Source organism: Nostoc sp. (assembly GCF_041747015.1).
Taxonomy (GTDB): domain Bacteria; phylum Cyanobacteriota; class Cyanobacteriia; order Cyanobacteriales; family Nostocaceae; genus Nostoc.
The window spans coordinates 1-5,327 of the sequence record NZ_JBGTFY010000021.1 but is presented as its reverse complement, the minus strand read 5'-3'; the positions used below and the strand labels follow the sequence as shown (position 1 = coordinate 5,327).

4 protein-coding genes are annotated in these 5,327 nt (G+C 41.9%); 2 read left to right on the top strand and 2 right to left on the bottom strand.

The features are described 5' to 3' along the window. Positions 1-181: 181 nt before the first annotated feature. Both ACEW80_RS01680 and ACEW80_RS01675 read right to left on the bottom strand, forming a co-directional pair. Entirely contained in the window at positions 182-1,171 is a 990-nt protein-coding gene (locus ACEW80_RS01680; RefSeq protein WP_373524934.1) for a M12 family metallopeptidase, read from the bottom strand. 557 nt (positions 1,172-1,728) lie between these two features. Then, the gene (locus ACEW80_RS01675) at positions 1,729-2,187 is read right to left on the bottom strand and encodes a hypothetical protein (RefSeq protein ID WP_373524933.1); all 459 of its coding nucleotides are present in this window, start codon (positions 2,185-2,187) and stop codon (positions 1,729-1,731) included. A gap of 529 nt (positions 2,188-2,716) precedes the next feature. On the opposite strand from ACEW80_RS01675, the gene ACEW80_RS01670 reads away from it, so the two are divergent. Both ACEW80_RS01670 and ACEW80_RS01665 read left to right on the top strand, forming a co-directional pair. Then, positions 2,717-3,952 carry a sigma-70 family RNA polymerase sigma factor gene (locus ACEW80_RS01670; protein WP_373524932.1) on the top strand — a complete coding sequence of 412 codons (1,236 nt, stop codon included), beginning with the start codon at positions 2,717-2,719 and terminating at the stop codon, positions 3,950-3,952. Positions 3,953-3,971: 19 nt separating this feature from the next. Beyond that, on the top strand, positions 3,972-5,129 hold the full coding sequence (locus ACEW80_RS01665) for a DUF1822 family protein (protein ID WP_373524931.1): 1,158 nt from the start codon (positions 3,972-3,974) through the stop codon (positions 5,127-5,129). Positions 5,130-5,327: the final 198 nt, after the last annotated feature.

Genomic DNA, 5,327 nt, shown 5'->3' with positions numbered 1-5,327 from the left:
TACCACCAAAATTCTGCCCGCCTGAGATTTTTTGAATGCGATTACCTGAAATTCTCAGCGTCATCGCGCCATAACCTCTAATGTCACCTTTGGGAACATCCGCCCAGCTGCCAACAATCTTGTTTCCTCTAATCGTGCCTGAGACTGAAAGCACCAGAATGTCAATCAATATATATGACCTTTAATGAACATCCAATAATTTCAACCGCCAACCCTGGTTCCAAAGCTCATCGTATTCCTTTCTAAAGTCTACATATAACCAATCATATACTTGGATTTCCCCAAGAGTATCCCCAGAAGTACTAGGTCGCCAAACAGCGGTGTACAGTACCTGACCGTTAACAACGTAATTATTTAGAATATGCAGCCGCCAACCCTGGTTCCAAAGTTCATCGTATTTCTTCCGATAATCTGCATACGACCACTCGTACACCTGGATTTCGTCATAGTTTCCCTGTTGCCAAACAGCCGTAACGTTTGGATATTCCTCGGGAAAAGGATAGAAGCGACGCGCTCCTTCAATATCGGTCGCGCTTAATTGACCGCCATTGTTCCAGTTTGGATTACAGTAGTTCATCACTGAACTCAAGTCCCATACACCGACGGTCGTGTCGCCATTGGAACCCTGCTTCTCTTCTGTACATGTTGATGGTGTGTCGGGACGATTTTGTTCGTGTGCAAATCCCATTGCATGACCGAATTCGTGTACAGCAATTGACCTAATGCAGCTTTCTCGACTGCTTTGACATCCTGTACTCCAGTTGTTGAAAGTGAAGTTAAAAATTATGCCCGAAGGGTGTCCATTGAGCTTGCGACCTAATTCTTTAGCGTGTGGACCTTCGTCACTGATTGCAATCCGGATTCCTGGAAGTAGTGAATCTATTGAAAGTGAACCAGTCAAAGGACACTCCCCCCAACCTATAAAGTCAATTCCTGATTCCTTCTCCCATGTACTATTGACTGCTGACATTACCCAGTCTTTCTCAGTGTTAAAGCCTGGTGTTGTCCAGCAAACTGGGACTTGTCTTTTTGGCCAAATTAGTTGGCTTGCAACGTTGAGTGGCTGTTTAAGAGTTCCAAGATTTTCCTGAGCGTGCAGTGGAATGACTGAACTTTCACTAATAGAGAGAAAAACAGAAAACAAAACTGCATAATAATTCAGTTTTTTCATAGTGTGTGCCTCCTTAATTTTTTTTAGAATTGGACTGGTATTGGATAACTTCACATTTTGCAACAGTTAAATGTCTGCTTATAGAAAAGCTATATTGACTCGGTTTTGGCGGGATATTACTCATTAGCTGTAGGTTACACCGCTTACTTCTTCTAACATCCGGAATTTAGTGTTATGCTGTGGCAATCAGTCATTTTGTTCCGTTGCTACTCATGGAACATCTATAGCTTTGGCTATACTAAAAGCGGACAGAGCTACGAAACGTTTTGACATATCAGGAGTAATCTATTAAAGTGTGCAAAGCGTGTTAATACTTCTCAGTTAAGCTTTGCAGTTGACATTAATCTGATTAAGCAGAAGCAAGAATAAACCTTCTAGTACTTCAAAAATTTCGATTTGCAGTTAACTGAGAAGTATTGTCAAGTAAGGTTAGAAACAATGAAGAAAGACTCTCTGCCCTTGAACCGGGCAGCTTTTACGTTAATTGGGGAGTCTTGAGAATCTTAGATTTTGGATTAGTTAAGAGTCAATGTCCGCAGTTTATGACAAAGTCTACTCTAACGACTCCACACAGTACCACCAAAATTCTGCCCGCCTGAGATTTTTTGAATGCGATTGCCTGAAATTTTCAGCGTCATCGCGCCATAACCTCTAATATCACCTTTGGGAACATCCGCCCACCTGCCAAGAATCTTGTTTCCTGTAATTGTGCCATGGAATACATTTGACCAACTGGTTCCACCATCACTACTTTGACCGTACCACCACATCTGATTCCCTACTTGACGAATAAAGTAAACTCCACCATCATTACAGTTCCACACACCAGTCATACTACTCGCCTGTGCAACAGTGATAGAGGGTTTAGCAAGCTTCGCAGAAGTCTCAGTTAAAATTTCTCCCTTAAAGGGTTGAGGTGTTGCGTGAGTATAGGTAATTGAACCGACAGTTAAGGCTGCACTGAAAGTAGCAATAGTTACAAAATATTTCAAAGTTTTTGTTGTGAAACATTTCATGATGCGGTTTCTCCTGTTCAAATGACTGTTTAAGTTAGTTACTCCGGGTTTCAACCCCTTCATTGGGTAAATTGGTTTGCTTTCAGATTTTTATTCAGGTGGTAACACAAACTTTTTAGCTATTACAACTTGTACCAATCAGACTAAACAAGCTAAACAAAACCGAGGGATTAACCGCTAATTTCAAGCAATTTGCGTAATTCCTACGGTTGTAGTCGGCTTAAAATAGATCCAGTTAGAGCGAAGGTGTAACCAAGTACCAAGTCATTTCTCAAAGTTGTATGCTAGGAAGTTTTTTAGGTTTTTGGCGCAAATCCCTGGAGGTTCTAATTCATCGAAACTGTCTTAACAGCTAAATGTTTACCCCAATCGGATCGCATCTCTCATGGCACTTCGTAGCAGCTTCGCTCCTACTAAGCCAAGTAACAGTTTTTAACCCCTTCACTAACTAATTGGTTGGAAGCTGGGGCTTTATTCAGCCAAGACTATTGCGATATGCTTAGGATGCAGTTAAGTTCCGCCACTCAGGATGCTAGACATCGTTGAGTCTGAAAAGTTTAAATTGCCTATGCGTCCTCGTCAAGAAATTACTGAGATGTTCTCAACCTTCGTGCAGCTTGACGAGGACCAATTTAGTAAATGGTTGACAGATAGCAAACTGCGTCGAAGTATCCAAAATTGCTTAGGGCATTTAGCGGAAGTACCAACATCAGAAAACTTTTGGGCGTTTTACTGGCATAAGAACTGGCGCAACTCCTCCAACAGTCTAGCGGGAACTCATTTGTCCGCTTATTTACAAGAACCTTGTTATTGGGCTGCTTACAAAACAGATAGAAGATTTACTAATACCCAATATGGGTTAGCTGATTATTTTCAGATGGCTAGCGCCGAAGTTAAAACTGTCTTAGAAAACTTTAACCCAGACAGAAGCTCCAGTTTGAAAGCCTATGCCAGTATGGCATTTCCTAGTCTACTCAAAGACATCTTGCGTCAACGCAAAGAGGCTGATATTTGCACTAACTGGGGATTGCTACGAAAAGTAAGCAAAAAGCAGGTGCTAGAAGCTTTGGACAATGCGGGATTATCAACGACGCAAATTGCCCAGTATCGTTTAGCCTGGACTTGTTTTAAAGAACTGTATATTCAAAACTCCTCAGGAGGGACTAACAAGTTACCAGAACCCGATCGCAATTTGTGGGAAGAGATCGCCAATCTCTACAATACCGAACGACGAAGCCAGTTAACTCCACCTGGTTCAGAATGCAATTCCCAGACAATTGAGCAGTGGTTAATTAAAACTGCTATTTGCGTGCGTGCTTATCTCTATCGCTCAGTTGCTTCTCTGAATGTACCTAAGTCAGGGGAAGATTCCGACCAGATGTCTAGTTTACCAGACCCTACCTCTGAATCGTTAATGGCTGACATGATAGCTCAAGAGGATGACGAAAATCGACAAAATCAACTATCTCAGATAAACGCTGTACTGTTAACAGCTTTGCTTTCTCTCGATATCCAATGCCAGGAAATACTGAAATTGTATTACAAACAGGGATTTACTCAGCAGCAAATTATCGAGCAATTGCAGATTAGTCAGCCTACTGTTTCCCGTCGGCTAATCAAAGCTAGAGAATCCTTACTAGCAGCATTGATTGGCTGGAGTCACGAAACATTGAATATCTCTGTCACTTCCAACCTAGTTAAAGATATGAGTACAGCTTTGGAAGAATGGCTTAGATTTCGCTATGGCGATAGCTTGATTTCTTAATTAAAAGGAGATACAGTCAATGACTTTTACGTTTACAGAACCAACAGAGTGGTTATTAGAAATTTCACCATCCTTACAGGCGCAGTCTTGGCAGCAAAGCCAGGTTTATGCAACATCTAGTAGTCGCTGGTGTGCCTATATTAATCAAATTTGCCTCTATGCCTTTTTAGATTGGATAAAAACAGAATATGTTCCCGACGCAACCGATCTTCCTGCCTTTTGGGACGGAGTAAATGGAACTGCAATTGCAGTCGGTGGAAAACGAATTTTATTAATTCCTAGTGAAGCAATTGATGATAGTGAATTAGAAGTACCTCAAGAATGGGTAGATATTCCCAGTTGGGCAGCAGACTATTATTTAGCAGTGCAAGTAAAACCAGATGGGGAATCGGTGCGAGTTTGGGGCTATACTACTCACCAGGAATTGAAATCTAGAGGTAGTTACGATCCAATTGACCGTACATATTGTATGGATGCGAGGCATCTGACAAAAGACCTAAACGCATTTTGGATGACCTACCAATTTTGTTGGGGAGAAGCAACTTTAGCAACGCTAAACCCACTGCCAGAATTGCCAGCTACCCAGGCAGAAAACCTCTTGCAGCGGTTAGGCAGTTCCTCAGTTACGTTTCCCAGACTCGCAGTCCCATTTAGCCTTTGGGGAGCGCTGCTAGAAAACGAACAATGGCGACAACGGTTGTATCAAAATAGACAGACCTCTAACCAGGTAAGAGAAAATCTCAGTCAGTGGCTAGAGGGAGTTTACTCAGCTAGTTGGCAAACACTGGAGACACTACTGGGGTCAAATTTCAGCAGTCTAGCTTTAAATCTCAGAAGTACCTCTGGTTCAGTAGAGTCTGGCATTAGGCGAGCTAAGTTAATCGACTTGGGAATGCAAATAGAATCTCAGTCTGTTGTGTTACTTGTTGCTCTGATACCAGAAGCAAATAGACAAGTTAGCGTGCGCGTGCAATTGCATCCTGCGGGTGGAGAACTTTACTTACCTGCTAATATCAAGTTAGCTTTGCTTTCATCGGCGGAAACGCTTGAGCAAATTCAAGCCAGAAGTCAGGATGACTACGTGCAATTGCCACAATTTGATGTGGAAATAGGGGAACACTTTAGCATCCAAGTTGCTCTTGATAACTTCCAGATCACAGAAGATTTTGTAATTTAGTAATTAATTATTCGTTATTGGTTAATGATATAACCAACAACCAACAACTAACAAGGGCAGTAATGAACAAGCTAGTGGTCTTCAGCTTGTTGGGAGGTGACCTGAATCATGGATTTCCTGTTGTCACTGCTCAACTTTGGGATATAAATCAACCTTACCCTATGAAATTTAAAGGGAGTTTGCCTTCCTCACCGGAAC

Bases quoted from the DNA above. Each gene is read 5' to 3' on its own strand.
- ACEW80_RS01680 (WP_373524934.1), bottom strand. From the start codon at position 1,171: ATGAAAAAACTGAATTATTATGCAGTTTTGTTTTCTGTTTTTCTCTCT.
- ACEW80_RS01670 (WP_373524932.1), top strand. From the start codon at position 2,717: ATGCTAGACATCGTTGAGTCTGAAAAGTTTAAATTGCCTATGCGTCCT.
- ACEW80_RS01665 (WP_373524931.1), top strand. From the start codon at position 3,972: ATGACTTTTACGTTTACAGAACCAACAGAGTGGTTATTAGAAATTTCA.
- ACEW80_RS01675 (WP_373524933.1), bottom strand. From the start codon at position 2,187: ATGAAATGTTTCACAACAAAAACTTTGAAATATTTTGTAACTATTGCT.